Origin of the sequence: Nocardioides aquiterrae (assembly GCF_039526625.1) — a bacterium.
GTDB lineage: Bacteria > Actinomycetota > Actinomycetes > Propionibacteriales > Nocardioidaceae > Nocardioides > Nocardioides aquiterrae.
In genome coordinates this window covers 55099-70727 of the sequence record NZ_BAAAJE010000006.1, presented here as the reverse complement: position 1 = coordinate 70727, position 15629 = coordinate 55099, and the positions used below count along the sequence as shown (strand labels likewise).

At 71.5% G+C, this 15629-nt stretch carries 18 protein-coding genes and 1 riboswitch; of the genes, 4 read left to right on the top strand and 14 right to left on the bottom strand.

Features of this window, described 5'->3' with window-relative positions; all coding sequences use genetic code 11:
* The 7 genes from ABD086_RS06965 to ABD086_RS06935 form a co-directional block, all read right to left on the bottom strand.
* Positions 1-746: hypothetical protein (locus ABD086_RS06965; RefSeq protein WP_343906758.1), on the bottom strand; the 746-nt coding region annotated here is incomplete at its 3' end.
* A 228-nt stretch (positions 747-974) separates the two neighbouring features.
* Positions 975-2018, bottom strand: a complete 1044-nt coding sequence (locus tag ABD086_RS06960) for a phosphatase PAP2 family protein (RefSeq protein WP_343906757.1) — start codon at positions 2016-2018, stop codon at positions 975-977.
* A gap of 27 nt (positions 2019-2045) precedes the next feature.
* Positions 2046-3035 carry an ABC transporter ATP-binding protein gene (locus ABD086_RS06955; protein ID WP_343906756.1) on the bottom strand — a complete coding sequence of 330 codons (990 nt, stop codon included), beginning with the start codon at positions 3033-3035 and terminating at the stop codon, positions 2046-2048.
* Positions 3035-4669 carry an ABC transporter permease gene (locus ABD086_RS06950; protein WP_343906755.1) on the bottom strand — a complete coding sequence of 545 codons (1635 nt, stop codon included), beginning with the start codon at positions 4667-4669 and terminating at the stop codon, positions 3035-3037. The genes ABD086_RS06955 and ABD086_RS06950 overlap by 1 nt, the downstream gene beginning before the upstream one ends.
* Positions 4670-4679: 10 nt before the next feature.
* Positions 4680-5744, bottom strand: a complete 1065-nt coding sequence (locus tag ABD086_RS06945; RefSeq protein ID WP_343906754.1) for a thiamine ABC transporter substrate-binding protein — start codon at positions 5742-5744, stop codon at positions 4680-4682.
* Positions 5735-5845, bottom strand: a riboswitch (TPP riboswitch). It overlaps the preceding gene by 10 nt.
* 113 nt (positions 5846-5958) lie before the next feature.
* Positions 5959-6834 (bottom strand): RNA polymerase sigma-70 factor, encoded by an 876-nt coding sequence (locus ABD086_RS06940; RefSeq protein ID WP_343906753.1) that lies wholly within the window; start codon positions 6832-6834, stop codon positions 5959-5961.
* Complete coding sequence (locus ABD086_RS06935; RefSeq protein WP_343906752.1) at positions 6831-7418, bottom strand: carboxymuconolactone decarboxylase family protein; 588 nt, start codon at positions 7416-7418, stop codon at positions 6831-6833. Before ABD086_RS06935 ends, ABD086_RS06940 begins: the two co-directional genes overlap by 4 nt.
* Before the next feature lie 67 nt (positions 7419-7485).
* Between ABD086_RS06935 and ABD086_RS06930 the strand changes: the two genes are divergently transcribed.
* The 4 genes from ABD086_RS06930 to ABD086_RS06915 are packed head-to-tail and all read left to right on the top strand — an operon-like array spanning position 7486 to position 10563.
* Positions 7486-8403: an alpha/beta hydrolase gene (locus ABD086_RS06930; RefSeq protein WP_343906751.1), complete on the top strand. Its 918-nt coding sequence runs from the start codon at positions 7486-7488 to the stop codon at positions 8401-8403.
* Positions 8373-8846, top strand: a complete 474-nt coding sequence (locus ABD086_RS06925; RefSeq protein WP_343906750.1) for a GNAT family N-acetyltransferase — start codon at positions 8373-8375, stop codon at positions 8844-8846. The genes ABD086_RS06930 and ABD086_RS06925 overlap by 31 nt, the downstream gene beginning before the upstream one ends.
* 44 nt (positions 8847-8890) lie before the next feature.
* Entirely contained in the window at positions 8891-9691 is an 801-nt protein-coding gene (locus ABD086_RS06920) for a sigma factor-like helix-turn-helix DNA-binding protein (protein WP_343906749.1), read from the top strand.
* The gene (locus tag ABD086_RS06915; RefSeq protein WP_343906748.1) at positions 9688-10563 is read left to right on the top strand and encodes a zeta toxin family protein; all 876 of its coding nucleotides are present in this window, start codon (positions 9688-9690) and stop codon (positions 10561-10563) included. The genes ABD086_RS06920 and ABD086_RS06915 overlap by 4 nt, the downstream gene beginning before the upstream one ends.
* A gap of 16 nt (positions 10564-10579) precedes the next feature.
* Here the strand turns inward: ABD086_RS06915 and ABD086_RS06910 are convergent, their stop codons facing one another.
* The 7 genes from ABD086_RS06910 to ABD086_RS06880 all read right to left on the bottom strand — a co-directional run bounded on the left by ABD086_RS06910 (position 10580) and on the right by ABD086_RS06880 (position 15629).
* Positions 10580-11647, bottom strand: coding sequence for an MBL fold metallo-hydrolase (locus ABD086_RS06910; RefSeq protein WP_343906747.1), 1068 nt, complete (start codon positions 11645-11647; stop codon positions 10580-10582).
* A 9-nt stretch (positions 11648-11656) separates the two neighbouring features.
* On the bottom strand, positions 11657-12460 hold the full coding sequence (locus tag ABD086_RS06905) for an SDR family oxidoreductase (RefSeq protein WP_343906746.1): 804 nt from the start codon (positions 12458-12460) through the stop codon (positions 11657-11659).
* Complete coding sequence (locus ABD086_RS06900) at positions 12457-13554, bottom strand: NAD(P)H-dependent amine dehydrogenase family protein (protein ID WP_343906745.1); 1098 nt, start codon at positions 13552-13554, stop codon at positions 12457-12459. Before ABD086_RS06900 ends, ABD086_RS06905 begins: the two co-directional genes overlap by 4 nt.
* A 115-nt stretch (positions 13555-13669) precedes the next feature.
* On the bottom strand, positions 13670-14857 hold the full coding sequence (locus ABD086_RS06895; RefSeq protein WP_343906744.1) for an oxidoreductase: 1188 nt from the start codon (positions 14855-14857) through the stop codon (positions 13670-13672).
* The gene (locus ABD086_RS06890) at positions 14854-15273 is read right to left on the bottom strand and encodes a hypothetical protein (protein WP_343906743.1); all 420 of its coding nucleotides are present in this window, start codon (positions 15271-15273) and stop codon (positions 14854-14856) included. Before ABD086_RS06890 ends, ABD086_RS06895 begins: the two co-directional genes overlap by 4 nt.
* Positions 15270-15503 (bottom strand): hypothetical protein, encoded by a 234-nt coding sequence (locus ABD086_RS06885; protein WP_343906742.1) that lies wholly within the window; start codon positions 15501-15503, stop codon positions 15270-15272. The genes ABD086_RS06890 and ABD086_RS06885 overlap by 4 nt, the downstream gene beginning before the upstream one ends.
* On the bottom strand, positions 15504-15629 hold the full coding sequence (locus tag ABD086_RS06880) for a hypothetical protein (protein WP_343906741.1): 126 nt from the start codon (positions 15627-15629) through the stop codon (positions 15504-15506).

Here is a 15629-nt window from a genome sequence, read left to right as displayed (position 1 = left end):
GCCGCGGCCGCCTGCTCCTCGAGGGCCGACTGGCGGCGCTGGGCGAGCCGGACGCTCACGTGCTGGAGCTCGGCGAGCCGCTCGATCAGCGCCGACTTCTCGGCCGCGATCGACTGCGCCTGGGCGGCGGCGGCGTCCTCGGCCGCCTGAGCCCGCTTCTTGGCCTCGCGGGCCTGCTGCTGCGCCGCGACCGCGGCGTCCTCGGCGTCCTCGGCCTGCTGCTCGGCGACGTCGGCGAGCGTGGCGGAGGCGCGGTAGCGGTCGTAGGTGTCGTCCATCGCGCTCGTGGCGTTCTGCAGCGCGGTGGTCCGCTCGACGACGGTGTCGATGCCGTCGGCGCTGACGATGCCGGCGAGCGCGGTGAGCGTCGGCGACATCTCGTAGGACGACACCAGCGCGTCGCCGTACGACTGCTGCTGGCGGCGTACGTCGGCCGCGGCGATCCGGGAGTGGCGCCGGGCCTCGCGGGCGGTCTTGCGGGCCTCGGCGGCCCGCCACCGCGCACCGTTGAAGGCCTCGGCCGCCTGGGCCGCGGCGACGGCGGAGCGCTCGAGCTCCTGGTTGGCGACCACGAGCCGGGCGCGCACCTCGGCGACGGAGCCGGCGGTGTCGCGGACGGCCGAGCGGGCGTCGCGGACGTCCTGCCGGGTGGGGGCCCCGTGGTCGTCCGCGACCGCCGCGCCGGTCATGACACCGCCCGTGACGAGCACCAGGGCCAGGGCCGCTGCCGCCCCGCTCGCACGCACCGTGTCATCCCCCTCGTGATTCGAGCACCGCCCCATGCGGCACTCGGAGCACGCTAGACAACTTTCGTCACAATGGGAACAACTTCCCCAACTATTTCTGCCGCGCCCGGCGTGTCGGCTTGACGAACTACATGCGTGTCACTTCGCGCGAACGACGATAGTCCCTGACGAAAATGCTCTCGCCGCGCCCCTCCGAGGACATTTTCGTCAGGGACTATCCGAGATTTCTCAGCGGTCGACGGGGACCGCGGACGTGGTGGTCGTCGGGTGCGAGTGCAGGCCGTGCTTGTCGAACTTCTGGCCGCTGGCCAGACCGCCGACGTAGAACGAGACGAAAGCGATCATCACGCCGGCGATGTCGTCGGCGATGTAGTGCCAGCCGAAGTAGAGGGTGGCGACCGCGGTGATGGCGCAGTTGACCCAGAAAACGATTTTCAGCCAGCGGGCGCGGACGGTGTACTGCACCATCAGGGCGACCAGCAGGGTGATCGCCACGTGCAGGCTCGCGAAGCCGGCGACCGACTGGACCGCGTCCTGGTTGACACCCCAGTAGACGTAGTTGCGGCCGTAGGCCAGCGACTCCATCAGCTGGCTGGCCGGGGTGGGCGGCAGGTCCTCGTAGAGCCAGACGTACTTCAGGCCCGGGCCGAGCGTCGGCAGCGCGTAGTACGACGCGGTGCCGAGCGACCAGGCCAGGCACTGAGAGGTTACGAACCAGTAGCCGTAGGACAGGTTGCGCGACCAGACCAGCCAGCAGGTGACCGCGATCGGCACGAGCGGCAGGAACCACAGGTAGACGAACGACAGCGGCCAGGCCATGAAGCCCTCGCCCAGCAGGCGGTGCAGCAGGATCGCCGGGTCGTGCCCGAACAGCAGTGCGCGGTCGAGCATGTGCAGCTCGCGGTCGTACTTCGTGGTGACGACCGACGGCAGGAACGACTTGAGGTTCCGGTAGCTGACGTAGACGACGTAGAAGCAGATGACGCCGAGCGCGACGAGAGTGAGCCGCTCCCGGTTCCAGTGCTGCCGCCAGCGCTCCTTGACGACCTGCGGCATCAGCTTCGGGTTCAGCCTCGACTTCCACAGCGCCCGCGGCACCAGGTCCAGCGCCAGCGCCGCGCCGAGCAGGATCGGCAGCCGCGCCCACGACGGCCCGAGGAAGCTGCCCTCCGGGTCGAGCAGGCGCTTGTCGTAGACGACCGCCACGATGACCGCCAGGACGCCCATGACGATGGCGTTCCCGACGAGGAGGGTGTAGGCGCGGCGGTACACGCCGGTCAGTGTATTGACCGCGGGCCGTCAGTGACCGGCCGGTGTCACGGCCAGGCGGGAGGCGTCGACCACCAGGGCGACCCGGTCGCCGGCGCCGGGGTGCGTGTCCAGCCGCGCCACCGCGTCGAGCTCGCCGATGCCGTCGACGTCGACCACCAGCCGGATCAGCTCGGGCGTCACCCGGCCGGACACGACCGTTCCCGACAGCGGTCCCCGGTCCGCCACCACCAGCGCCGAGCGGCGTACGGCGACCGCGGGCGCCTCGCGCAGCCCGGCGGCCCGCAGCAGCGCGCCGGCGCGCGGGCCGGACAGGACCCGCGCGTACCCGAGGAACAGCGCGGTCTCCGGGTCCGCGGGCGCCCGCCAGACCTCGGCGATGTCGCCCTGCTGGACGATCCGGCCGTCCCGCATCACCGCGAGCCGGTCGGCGACCGTGAACGCCTCGTCCTGGTCGTGGGTGACCATCAGCGCGGTCGTGCCGGCCGCGCGCAGGATGTCGCGCAGGTCGGTCGCCAGCCGTTCGCGCAGGCCCGCGTCGAGGGCCGAGAGCGGCTCGTCGAGCAGCAGCAGTCGGGGCTGCACCGCCAGCGACCGCGCGAGCGCGACCCGCTGCCGCTCGCCGCCGGACAGCGTCGCGGGCAGCCGGTCCTCGTAGCCCTCGAGGCCCACCAGCGCGAGCAGCTCGCGCACCCGCGCGGCCGCGTTCGGCGTACGCCGCAGCCGCAGTGCGTAGCCGACGTTGCGCGCAACCGTGAGGTGCCCGAACAGCTGCCCGTCCTGGAACATCAGCGCGAATCCGCGCCTGTGGGTCGGGACCCCGGCCAGGTCGTGGCCGTCCCAGGAGATCGACCCGGCCGCGGCCGGCTCCAGCCCGGCGACGGCGCGGAGCAACGTGGACTTGCCGGAGCCGCTCGGGCCGAGCACCGCGAGCACGTGGCCGTCCTCGAGGGCGAGCGAGGCGTCGACGACCGCGGGCGCGCCGTCGTACTCCACGGTGAGGTGGGCGAGGGTGAGCATCAGAACGATCCCACCGAGGGCACCCGGAGCCGCTCGACGAGCAGCATCACCAGCGCGGTCGTGCCGGCGAGGACGACGGACGCGGCGAGGGCCATGCCGTAGTTCATCGCACCCGGGTGGCCGATCAGGTGGTAGATCACGATCGGGAGCGTCGGATGGTCCTCGCGGGCGAGGAACGACGTCGCCCCAAACTCCCCCAGCGACACCGCGAACGCGAACCCGGCCGCGGCGAGCAGCGGCTTCCACATCGCGGGCAGGTCCACGGTCAGGAAGGCGCGCAGCGGCCCGGCGCCGAGGGACGCGGCCGCCTGGCGCTGGCGGTCGTCGACGCCGCCGAGGACGGGCGCCAGGGTGCGGACCACCAGCGGGAGCGCCACCAGGGCCTGGGCGATCGGCACCAGCAGCAGCGAGTCGCGGAAGTCGACCGGGGGTCGGTCGAGGGTGATCAGGAAGCCGAAGCCGAGGGTCACCGCCGACACCCCCAACGGGAGCATGAAGAGGCCGTCCAGCAGGCCCCGGGCCCGCCGCTCGGTCCGGGACCGCGACCGCCGGGTGACGACGACGGCGACCAGCAGGCCGAGCGACAGCGACATCCAGGTCGCGTCGACGGCGGTCCGCAGCGAGGTCACCAGCGCGTCGGTGACCGGCACCAGCAGCGCGCTCCGCGACCCCACGGTGTCGAGCGCACGGTAGTTGGCCAGCCCGTAGCCGTCGCCCACCTGGAGGGACCCGGCGACCAGGGCCGCGACCGGCAGGCCGACGAGCACGACCACGAGCCCGGTCGCGAGCAGCCCGGGCCAGTCCGCACGCGAGACCCGCGGCGGCCGCGCCGTCGAGCGCGCCAGGGTCGGGTCGGGTACGGCGCGCAGCCGGCTGGTCACGACCAGCAGGGACGTGATCGCGACCAGCTGCACGATCGACAGCGCGGCCGCGGCCTGGAGGTCCAGGAGGTTCGTGGTGAGCAGGTAGATCTCGGTCTCGACCGACGAGTACCGCAGCCCGCCGAGGGTGAGCACGACCCCGAACGCGGTCGCGCAGAACAGGAACACCACGCTGGCCGCCGACATGATCGCCGGGCGGAGCATGGGCAGCGTGACCGTCCGGAACACGTGGGCCGGGCTCGCGCCCAGGGCCGCCGCGGCCTCGGCCGGCCGCGGGTCGAGCGACTCCCACGCGGCGCCGACCGCGCGGATCACGACGGCCACGTTGAAGAACACCAGGCCCGCGACGATCGCCGCCGCGGAGCCATCGAGGCCGAGGAACCCCAGCGGCCCGGCCTCGCCGATCAGCTCCCGGAACGCGACGCCGACCACCACGGTCGGCAGCACGAACGGCACCAGCAGCACGGCCCGCAGCACCCGCCGTCCCGGGAACCGGCGGCGGTGCAGCAGGTGCGCGGCCGGCACGCCGAGCAGCAGCGAGAGCGCCGTGCCCGCCGACGCCGACCAGACCGTGAACCAGACGACCCGGTGCACGCGCGGCCGGCCGAGCACCTCGAGCACCGCGGCGGGGTCGAACCTGCCGTCGGTCCAGAAGCCCTCCGAGACCATCCCCAGCACCGGCAGCACGAAGAAGACGCCGAGCACCGCGAGGGGTACGGCGGCCAGCGCGGCCAGCGCGAGGGCTCTCCTCATCCCCGGAGCCTCATCGGGAGGTGACGTCGCTCCACTCGCGCAGCCACTCGTCGCGGTGCGCGCTGATGTCGGCGGGGTCGACGGCGTACGGGTCGGTCGGCTGCTTCGCGAAGCTCGCCCACTCCTTCGGCAGCGGCACCGACGCGTCGACCGGGAACACGTACATGCTGTCGGGCAGCGCGGCCTGCACCTCGGGCGTGAGCAGGAAGTCGACCAGCGCCTCGGCGCCCTGCGGGTTCGCGGCGCCGGCCAGCACGCCGGCGTACTCGACCTGGCGGAAGCAGGTGTCGAGCAGCGCGCTGGTCGTCGACGTCCCGTCGGCGACGGTGAACGCCGGCGAGGAGTCGTAGGACAGCACGATCGGCCGGTCGCCCTTGCCGCCGCCCTGGGTGAAGTCGACCTCGTAGGCCTGCGACCACCCGTCGACGAGCCGGGTCCCGTTCGCCATCAGCCGCGACCAGTAGTCCTGCCACCCGTCCTCGCCGTACGCCGCGACGGTGGTGAGCAGGAACGCCATGCCCGGCGAGCTGGTGGCGGCGCCGGGGGTGACGAACAGGTCCCGGTACCGGGGGTCGGCCAGGTCGTCGAGGGTCTTCGGCGGCGCGAGGTCGTGGCTGGCGAACCAGGTGTCGTCCACGTTGACGCACACGCTCGCGTTGTCGATCGGCGTCAGCTCGTGGTCGTCGTCGCCGGCGAGCCGGTACTGGTCGGCGCCCGCGGGCAGCGACGCGTCGTACGGCGCGAACACGCCCGCGTCGAGGGCCCGGGACGCGAACGTGTTGTCCACCCCGAAGGCGACGTCGCCGAGCGGGTCGTCCTTGGTGAGCACCAGCTTGTTGGTGAGGATGCCCGCGTCGCCGGACCCGCGGACCACCAGGTCGTAGCCGGACTGCTCCTCGAACTTCCGCTGCAGCGGCTTCGGCAGCGAGAACGAGTCGTGCGTGACGAGCACGACGCGGTCGGGCGACGACGCGCCGTCGCTTCCGCCGCCGTCCTCCCCGATCGTCGAGCAGCCCGCCAGGGCCAGGCTCCCGGACACCAGCAGGGCAGGCGCCACCGCCCAGATGCGTCTCAACTCCGACTCCCTTCGCCGGTGCTAACCGGAGCAGGTTCGTAGGGTCTGCGGCCGTTCCGCACTCTCAGCACGTTGCGAGGCGTGCTCCCCTGTCTTGTGGGGTCGAGACTAGCGGAGACGCGTCAGCGGATCCGCTGACGGTGGTCGAGCGAGACGCGCGACCGAGGAACGAGGTCGCGACCGGTGTGTCGAGACCCGGCGCGGAGCGCCACCCTCACCTGGTCAGCGTGACGACGGCGTCCAGGCGGGCCAGCTTCTGCGGGTTGCGGACGACGTAGAGCCCGGTCACCAGCCCGTCCTCGACGACCATCGAGGCGATCGTGTCGAGCTCGCCGTCGACGACCACCCGCAGCGCGGGTGCGCCGTTGACGACCACGACGTCGGCGACCGCGTCGATCCCGGTGGCGACGGCGTCGAGGAAGCGGACCACCTTGTCGCGGCCGAGGATCGGCCGGAGCGCGGCCTTCTTCACACCGCCGCCGTCGGTGATGAGGACGACGTCCGGGGCCAGCACGTCCATCAGGCTCTGGATGTCGCCCGTGGCGACGGCGAGGAGGAAGCCCTGCAGCGCGCGCTCCCGTTCGCTCGGGGTCGGCTCGCCCCGCGGCCGGCGCTCCTCGACGTGCGCCCGCGCCCGGTGCGCGATCTGGCGCACCGCGGCGGGTGTCTTGTCGACGGCGGCGGCGATCTCGTCGTACCCGAAGTCGAAGACCTCGCGCAGCACGAACACCGCGCGCTCGGTCGGCCCGAGCGTCTCCAGGACCGTGAGCATCGCCAGCGAGACGCTGTCGGCGAGCTCGACGTCCTCGGCGACGTCGGGGGTGGTGAGCAGCGGCTCGGGCAGCCACGGCCCGACGTACGACTCGCGCCGGCGGACGTTGCTGCGCATCCGGTTGAGGGCCAGCCGCGTGGCGATGCGGACCAGGTAGGCGCGCTCGTCGCGCACCTCGGACCGGTCCACGTCGGCCCACCGCAGCCACGTCTCCTGCAGCACGTCCTCGGCGTCCGCGGCGGACCCGAGCATCTCGTAGGCGACCGTGAACAGCAGGTTCCGGTGCTCGACGAACACGTCCGTGGCGGTGGCGCTCATGCGGGCCTCACGGCATCCGACGGTACGGCGAGCGGCAGCTCGCACACATCCGAGTATCCCTGGCTCTGCGGGCCGGCGGCGGAGTTGAACCGCGACCGCATGTTCTCGATCGCGACCATCTCGGTGAGCTCGACGACCGCCGGGGCGCCCAGCCGGGCGAGCAGGCTGGCGGTCATCTCGTCGGTGACGGTCATCGGGGTGGTGGACATCGCCTCGGCGTACGCGAGCACCTCGCGCTCCAGCGGCGTGAACACGTCGGACTCGCGCCACCGCGGCACCTCCCGGACCTTCGCCAGGTCGAGGCCGTCGTGGTGGGCCAGGAAGTAGCCGAAGTCGAGGCACCAGCTGCAGCCGATCACGCCGGCGCTCGCGAGCTGCGCGTAGGACTTCAGCGTCGGGTCGAGCTCGCGCCACCTCGCGACCTTGCCCTCGAAGGAGAGCACCGCCTTGAGGAGGGGCTTGTGGTGGAAGTAGACGTAGGCGCCGTCCGGGACCTGGCCGTAGGTGCGGCGGGCGTACGCCGACAGGAACCGGCCGTACAGGCCGGTGATCGGCGCCTTCGGGATGCGGAAGGTGCTGGGCATGGTGACTCCTCGTTCTCGGTCGACGACCACCAGACACCGCTCCCCGCCGATCTGTGACACTCCCTCCATGGACCCCAGCCGTCGGCACCAGCTGCTCGCGTGGGCGGTGCCCCGGCTCCGCGGGAGCAGCGAGCTCGAGAGCGTCGAGGTCGAGCGCGGCCGGCTGCTGGCGGGGCAGGAGCGGGCGACGGGCGGGCTGCCGGTCCGGATGGTGCCCCGCTTCGGGAAGCGGTTCTCCGTGGTCACGGAGGTGCTCAAGGGGGCCGCCGGCGAGTTCCCGTCGTACGTCGTGACGCCGCGCGGCACCGACCCCCGGCGCACGGTCGTCTACCTCCACGGCGGCGGCTACGTGGCGGGCATCGACCCGTTCCACGTGCGCTACCTGGCCCGGCTGGCGACCGCGCTCGGTGCGCGGGTCGTGCTCCCGGACTACCCGCTCGCGCCGGCGCACACCTGGCGCGACTCGCACGACCAGCTGGCCGACCTGACCGAGCGGTGGGCGGCCGACTCCGAGGAGCTGGTGCTCGCCGGCGACTCGGCCGGCGGCGGCTACGCGCTGGCGCTCGCGCTCACCCTGCGCGACCGCGGCGGCCCACAGCCGGGGCGGCTGCTCCTGCACTCCCCCTGGGTCGACCTGACGACGAGCACCCCGGAGACCGCGGCGTTCTCGGCGTCCGACCCGTGGCTGTTCCTCGGCAAGCTGGAGGCGTACGCCGCCTGGTGGGCGGGCTCGGCCGCGGACCTCGGCCGGCCCGAGGTCTCCCCGGCGCTCGCCGACCTGACCGGGCTGCCGCCGGCCCTGATGTTCTGCGGCACCCGCGACACGCTCGTCCCCGGCTGCCGGCTGCTCGCCCGGCGGGCCGCCGAGGCCGGCTGGGACCTCACGTACGTCGAGCGGCCGGGGCTGCTGCACGTGTACCCGTTGCTCCCCCTGATCCCGGAAGCGAGAGACGCATGGCGCCGGACACTGACATTCCTGAGCTGAAGATCGTCGGGATGCCGTTCGCGGGCCTGGACGCCGAGACCCTGTACGCGATCTGCCAGGTCCGGCAGGCCGTCTTCGTCGTCGAGCAGGAGTGCCCCTACCCGGACCTCGACGGCCGGGATCTCGAGCCGGGGACCCAGCACGTGACGGCGCTGCTCGACGACGTGATCGTCGGCTACGCCCGGGTGCTCGACGACGGTGACGTCTGGCGGATCGGGCGCGTCCTCCTGACCCCGCCTGCCCGCGGGAAGGGACTGGCGGACCCGCTGATGCAGGCGTCGCTCGGGCTCGCCCAGGGCCGCGACGTCGTCCTCGATGCCCAGACCCCGCTGGTGGACTGGTACGCGACATTCGGGTTCCAGGTCGACGGGCCGGAGTTCCTCGAGGACGGGATCCCGCACACCCCGATGCGACTCAGTCGAGGGTGTCGGGCAGTGTCTTGATTCAAAATGAATCACGGTCTACCCTTTCTCCAGAGGAGAAGGACATGAGCACTCACATTGAACGAAACGCACAATCGCTGGACCCGGCCGAAGCCACCAAGCTCAAGGCCTGGCTATCCCACTGCTCCGCGTTCAGCCACGATGAGCGGCTGGCTCCACTCACGCTCCTTCTGAGCCACAAGGTCTCCGAGGCTCGCTGGAGCCGACCTGGCGAGGTGCCGTTGACCGCTCGCTGGCTCCTGACAATCGCAGACAGCGTCACCGGGTCGCGTCAAAGCAGGGACTACCTGTGCGGAGCAGTCTTTGATCACGTGTGTGACAGCGTGACCTCCGATCATGACGTCACCGAGCAGATGCAGGTGGATCCCCGCACCCGCCTGCGCGCAGCCAGGGCGTGGTCGGAGCTGACGGAGCTGGAGCAAACCCGATCCGCCTTACTCGCTACAGAAGACGGCATGGCACAGCGAGAGATCGCTCGCCTTCTCGGCGTTTCGCAGACTGAAGTACACCGGATGCTTCGCCGTGCTCGCACGGTCAGCCGCGATTGGTTTGCGACAACGCCGCGCGAACTGATCCTCGAATACAACGCAGGGATCATCTCGCGGGGCATGCTTGTCGGCCGCCTAGGCGGAGTTGCCGAGGGCGCCGGTGGTCCAGGAGAACTCGATGACGGTTATAAGCCCGACAGCTGGGACGAGGTCCGTGATGCATATCTGGACGGGCTGCTGACCGAAGAGGAGTACGAAGAGCTGCGCGCGAAGTCATCCCAGCGACGGGACTCCGAGGGTCGCCATGCGGTTTCAGAAACCGGGCAAACGGAGGACCAAGTGCGGGCAGCGCAATGAGTGATGCAGTTCGCGCTCGCGTCGCGGCGGAACTCGAGGAACTCTCGGCGCCTGGACATGAGTTGCACTCCGAGTCGCCCCGCAGCACCTGGGTCACGTATGGAGACACCGTTGCGCGACTTCGAACCTGGGAGGAACTCATCGAGGAGTTCACTAGTCTTCAGGAAGGGATCACCACAGACGGTCGCATTGCCATCGTGACAGCCGGACCACCCGGCTCAGGGAAGTCCACGACCACCACTGCAATCCTGGAAGCCGGAGACAACCCGACGTCGTACCGCCGGATCGACCCAGATGTCATCAAGGACCTGCTGCTCGACCGTGCAATCAAGGACGGCCTCTACGAACCCCTGCTGCAAAAGCGACTGTCTGACGGACTACCGATCATGCCGAGAGAGCTCTCGGGCCTCGTCCACGAGGAGTCCACGCGGCTTGCCCGCGAGATCAGGCGCCGGTGCATGCGCAAGGGAGAGAATGTAGTTGTCGAGGGGACATTGTCGTGGCCCGACATGATCGATGTGCATCTCCGGGAGTTGACCGAAGCGGGCTACGACGCGCTACACGTGGTGTCGGTCGAGGTACCGAAGGCCGTTGCTGCTGAGCGTGTGATGGACCGCTGGTGGGCTGGGCGAAATGACCTCGCTGACAGCCTTGGCGGACGCTTCGTACCCATCGCCGTCATCGATGGCTGCTGGGACGAAGACGGAGACCCGTCCCGGTGTGATCTAAACGCCCGAGAACTTTTCCGTCGCGCCCGACGCCAAGAAGGACTCGTGGTGACGCTCACAACCTCACAGGACGACCTCGGCGAAGCAAATCAGCCTGGCACGGACATCCGAGACCGAGCCTTGCGAGCAATGGAAAGCGACTAAGCCGTGCCAGAGGCGCTCAGTCGCTGACGACCGCCGCGTAAGCGATCCCGTCCGCGGTGTCGGTCGCGGTCGCGCGGCCCTGCGCAACCAGGAGGTCGAGGTGCGCCTTGGTCTCCATCGACGCCATGCCCTGCGCGAACAGGTCGAGCTCGCCGTACTCGTGCTCGTGGCGGGTCCAGGGCAGCCGGTGCGCGACCTCGTGGCCGGTCCTGGCCCCGTCGGCGAGGGCGGCGAGGCTGAGCTCGAGCCGGTGCTCGTGGTGGACCAGCAGCTCGTCGACGCGCGCATGGGACGACGGCGCCACCGGGCCGTGGGCAGGGAGGACCTGCAGGTCCGGCAGCGCGCGGACCTTGGCCAGCGAGGCCATGAAGTCGCCGAGCGGGTCGGCCGCCGGCGGGACCGTGAACCCGATCGACGGGGTGATCGTCGGCAGCACGTGGTCACCGGCGAACAGCAGGCCCGCGGCCTGCTCGGCGTACACGAAGTGTCCGGGGGTGTGGCCGGGCGTGTGGACGGCGTCGAGGGTCCGGGCGCCGACGGCGAGCTGCCGGTCGCCGGACAGCCAGGCGTCGGGGTACTGCCACCACGCCGGGTCCGGCAGCTCGGTCGCTCCGGCCGCCCAGAGGTCGGCGATCTCGTGCGCCCCCGCGGTGCGGAGCACCTCGAGGAACGGGTTGCGGTCCAGCTCGACCTCGCCGTTGAGCAGGTCGAGGGCGGGCTTCTCGCCGAGCCCGAGCACGACCTCGGCGCCGTACTCGTGGCCGAGCACGGTCGCGAGCGTGAAGTGGTCGCGGTGGATGTGCGTGACCAGGAACCGCCGGATGTCGCCGAAGCCGTAGCCGATGTCGCGCAGGCAGCGCTCCAGCAGGTCGCGGGCGACCTCGATCGACCAGCCGCCGTCGATGAGCGTGAGGCCCTCGTCGGTCTCGATCGCGTAGACGTTGACGGCCCGCAGGCCGTCCATCGGCAGCGGCAACGGGATCCGGTGGATCCCGTCGGCGACCCGCCAGGCGCCCTCCTTGCTCCAGTGCTCGCCGGAGTCCGGGGAGACGGCGTACGCCGTGGGGGTGCTCGGGCTGGTCACGCGTGGACCCTACGGGGCCACGTCGGGGAACCCGAGGTCCAGGGTGGGCTGCTGGATGCCGCCGTCGATCTCGAGGAGCTTGCCGGTGACGTACTGCCCCGCCGGTGAGGCGAGGTAGAGGACGCCGGCGGCGATGTCCTCGGGCTCGCCGACGCGGCCCAGGGGCGTCTTGGTCTCGAGCTGGCTCATCAGCTCGGGCTGGCCGGCGACGTACTCCAGCGCGCTGGTCATGATCGACCCGACGTAGATCCCGTTGACGCGGATCCGCGGCGCGAGGTCCTGCGCGGCCATCCTCGTCCAGTGCGCGAGCGCGGCCTTGGCGGTGCCGTAGGCGATGAAGCCGCGGTCCGCCGTGCGCCCCATCATCGAGCTGATCGTGACGACGCTCTTCTGCTTGTCCGAGTCCTTCAGCATCAGCGGCACGGCGGCGCGGGTCAGGGCGTGCGCCGTGGTCACGTTGAAGCTGAAGGCCTCGTTGAGGAACTCGTTGCTGGTCTTGAGGAACTCGGTGGGGAACGTGCCGCCGACGTTGTTGACGACCGTGTCGAGCCGGCCGAACTCGTCGTACGCCGCCTGCGCCAGGCCGGCGACGGCGTCCAGGTCGCTGAGGTCTGCGGGCACCACGAGGCAGCGGCGGCCGGTCGCGCGGACCTGCTCGGCGACCCGCTCCAGCTGCCGCTCGGTGCGCGCGGAGATGAGGACGTCGGCGCCGGCCTCGGCGAGCGCGACGGCGGTGGCGGCGCCCAGGCCGCGGCCGGCGCCGGTCACGATCGCGACCTGGTCGGTGATCGCGAAGCGGTCGAGGATCGTCATGCCGAAGCCACCAGGCCCTTCCCGGTGACGAGCGGGAGGTCGAGGGCGGTGACGAGGCCGCCCGGCGACGCGACGACGGCGGGGACGGCGTTCACGAGCCGCTGGGCGGTGACGATCATCCCGCTCACGTTGTGGTCGCCGTGCTCGCCGTGGTGGACGAAGTCGCACTGCATGAACGGCTCCCCCTTGATCACCACGCGGTAGCAGCCGTCGCCCTCGGGCGGCGTCGGCCACTCGGGAACCTGGTCCGGAGCGGTGCGGGTGATGTGGTCGAGCACGACGCGCGGGACGCCGTCCACCTTGCCGATCACCTGGAACCGGACCGCGCCCATGGTCCCGGCCGGCACGTCACCGGAGACGCTCGGGGTGTCCACCTCGGCGGGCCGGCGGTCGACCTCCTCGGTCAGCGGCTCGTCGAGGGTGATGCCGAGCCCGGCGGCGAGCTGCCGGACCACGCTGCCCCAGGCGATCGAGAGGATGCCGGGCGCGAAGAGGAAGCCGGGCTGGTCCATCGGCTTGCCGAAGCCGAACAGGTCGTTCATGACGACGGGCTGGTAGTAGGTCGAGTAGTCGCAGATCTCCATGACCCGCACCTCGTCGATGCGCCGGCTCAGGCTGGTCAGGGTCAGCGGCAGCACGTCGTTCGCGAAGCCCGGGTCGATGCCGTTGACGTGCAGGCTGGCCCCGGTGCGCTCGCCCGCCTTGGTGATCCGCTCCATCAGCTCCGGCGGCAGGATCTTCTCGGGCCACTGGAGCAGCACCGGGCCGGACGAGGTGACGTTGACGCCGGCCTCGAGGAAGTCGACGAGGTCCTCGATCGCCTCGAACACCCGGTCGTCGGTCATCGCCGTGTGCACGATGGCGTCGGGCTTCATGTCCAGGAGCGCCTGCTCGTCGGTGGTCGCCAGGACGCCGAGCTCGCGGCCCAGATCGGCGAGCTCCCCGGCGTCCCGGCCCTCCTTGGCGGGACTGGAGACCCACACCCCGACCAGCTCGAGGTCCGGGTGCGCGTCGACGCCGGCGATCGCGTGCCGCCCGACGGTCCCCGTGGACCAGACGACGACTCTCAGCGGTCGGGTCAGTGGTTCAGCCATGCCCGGCAATCTAGAACATGTTCTAGTTGGCTGGGAAGTGCCGGTTCCGGCTGTTGGCAGCCAGAACCCGCACGACACGCCGGCGCGGCTCGGCGTGTCGTGCGGGTTTCGGCTGTCAACAGCCGGACCCCGCGGCCTCGGCGACCACCGGGCAGCGGGTGCCGGAGTAGATGGTCGGCATGCAGCGGTTGCAGTGGATGCAGACGCCCGCGTCGGCGCGGCCGGCGGCGAGCCGGTCGACCAGGTCCGGCTCGCGGAGCAGCGCGCGGCCCATCGCGACGAACTCGAAGCCGTCGGCCATCGCCTGCTCCATCGTGTCGCGGCGGTTGATCCCGCCCAGCAGCATCAGCGGCATCGACAGCGAGGACCGGAAGCGCAGCGCCTTCTCGCGGAAGTACGCCTCCTCGAACGGGTAGGCCTTGAGGAAGCTCCTCCCCACCGGCGTCCTCATCCCGGCCCGCACGACGAGCGGCATGCTGCGCGCGAACTCCGCGACCGGCGTCCCGCCGCGGAACAGGTACATGGGGTTCATCAGCGACGAGCCGCCGCTGAGCTGCAGCGCGTCGAGACAGCCGTCGGCCTCCAGCAGCTGGGCGTAGGCCAGCCCCTCGTCGGTCGTGACGCCGCCCTTGAACCCGTCCGACAGCGACACCTTCGCGGTGACCGCCACCTCCGAGCCGACCTCGTCGCGGACGGCGCGCGCGACCTGCCGTCCGAGCCGCGCGCGGTTCTCCAGCGAGCCGCCCCACGAGTCCTTGCGGCGGTTGAGGCCGGGCGCGAGGAACGACGAGATCAGGTAGCTGTGCGCCATGTGCAGCTCGAGGACGTCGAACCCGGCGCGGACGAGCAGCCGCGCGGCGGCGACGTACGCCCTCGTGACGCGGGTCAGGTCCGCCTCGGTGGCGGACCGGATCATCTGCATCGACAGGGGCGAGGGCATGCGCGACGCGCCGATCGCCTTGACCCCGTTGGAGCGGCCGTTGGCGACCGGACCGGCGTGGCCGACCTGGCCAGCGATCGCGGCACCGGTCCCGTGGACGGCGTCGGTGAGCCGCCGCAGGCCGGCGAGCGAGTGCTCCCCGACGACGATCTGCTCGCGGTGGGTGCGCCCCTCGGGGGCGACCGCCAGGTAGGCGACCGTGGTCAGCCCGACCCCGCCGCGGCCCACCACGGCGTGGTACTCGATCAGCTCGTCGGTGACCTGCCCCTCGGGCGTGCGGCCCTCGAAGGTGGCCGCCTTGACGGTGCGGTTGCGGAGCCGGACCGGCCCCAGGGCGGCGGGGGCGAAGGGATCGGAGGTCACACCTCGGAATCTAGAACACGTTCTTCTTTCGGGACAGCCCGCTGCCGGCGCAGCCACAACAGGCCGGCGATCGGGAGGACGGCCGGGACGAACCCGTAGCCGATCCCGTAGTCGGACCACACCGACGCGTCGGGGAACCAGCCGGGCTCGGCGATCGAGAGCGTGCCGACAGTCAGCACGCCCGCGAGCTCGACCCACAGCATCACGCTGGCGAAGCCGGTCCGGCCGGCCGACGCCTCCCGGATCGCGTACCACCCGAGCGCGTAGGTCACCGCGGCCGCGAGCGAGAGCCAGTACGCGACCGGCGCTTCGTCGTACTGCGTGGTCAGCTGCACGAGCGCGCGGGCGCCGGCGGCCAGGGTGAACAGCGCGTAGAAGGCGAGCAGGACCTTGTGCGGCCCCGAGCGTGCGGTCATGCCGTCATCTCCAGCCGTACGGCGATCACGCCGATCGCGGCCGCCGCGACGGCGACGACCGCGGACGACCAGACGGCGCGGTCGCCCTCGATCGACTTCATCGCGATCGGCAGCACGCAGATCGACGCGAACAGGTAGCCCACGTAGGTGGACGTCGAGGCCGGGTGGTCGTCGCCGACCAGCGGGCCGAGGCCGGCCAGCGCGCGGACCACGAGGAGCAGCTCGAGCATCTACACCATCTGGTCGAGCCACCGGGGCCGCTCCCGGCGGCGCACCGCCACGACGAGCGCGAGGATCGCGACGAGGACGGCGTACCCGACCACGATGTAGGTGACCTGGGTGGACACGCTGGGCAT